Genomic DNA, 662 nt, shown 5'->3' on the forward strand with positions numbered 1-662 from the left:
GATTACCCGTGTGAAAGTAGGTAATCGTCAGGCTCCCCTGCAGCATCAGAAACCCCACCCCAAAAAGGTGGGGTTTCTGCGTTTACGGAAGCGCTGAAATCACTATATAAGTGAGAGCCTTGGGTTTGGAACAGTCAAGCAAGTCTTGACAATAAGTTGTTGTTCCCCCACAATCATCAGTTCTCTGCGGAGGGGTGCCCGAGTGGCTAAAGGGGGCAGACTGTAAATCTGTTGGCTTACGCCTACGTTGGTTCGAATCCAACCTCCTCCACCAGAATGCAAGTTGCAGCAGTTGTTGGGAATCCATGGATCCTTGCGGGTGTAGCTCAATGGTAGAGCAGAAGCCTTCCAAGCTTACGACGAGGGTTCGATTCCCTTCACCCGCTCCAGCAATATAGAAGTAGCGCCCATGTGGCTCAGTGGTAGAGCACTCCCTTGGTAAGGGAGAGGTCGGCAGTTCGATCCTGCCCATGGGCACCAGAAGTTCTCGCTGATTGTTTGCGCCCGGCGCAACGTACGGAAAAATCCTCTTAGGAGTCGAAAATGGCCAAGGGTAAGTTTGAGCGGACCAAGCCGCACGTGAACGTCGGCACGATCGGTCACGTTGACCACGGCAAGACCACGCTGACGGCAGCGATCACGACGGTTCTGACGCAGAAGTT

At 53.6% G+C, this 662-nt stretch carries 1 protein-coding gene and 3 tRNA genes; all 4 read left to right on the forward strand.

Annotated elements, in window-relative coordinates:
- Positions 1–188: 188 nt before the first annotated feature.
- A tRNA-Tyr gene (locus ACFSNN_RS39615) sits at positions 189–274 on the forward strand.
- A gap of 41 nt (positions 275–315) precedes the next feature.
- Positions 316–389: transfer RNA gene (locus ACFSNN_RS39620), tRNA-Gly, on the forward strand.
- A gap of 16 nt (positions 390–405) precedes the next feature.
- A tRNA-Thr gene (locus ACFSNN_RS39625) sits at positions 406–480 on the forward strand.
- A gap of 63 nt (positions 481–543) precedes the next feature.
- A partial coding sequence (locus ACFSNN_RS39630; RefSeq protein ID WP_244143520.1) for a GTP-binding protein occupies positions 544–662 on the forward strand: 119 nt, incomplete at its 3' end.

It is taken from the genome of Paraburkholderia dipogonis (assembly GCF_042680985.1).
GTDB lineage: Bacteria > Pseudomonadota > Gammaproteobacteria > Burkholderiales > Burkholderiaceae > Paraburkholderia > Paraburkholderia phytofirmans.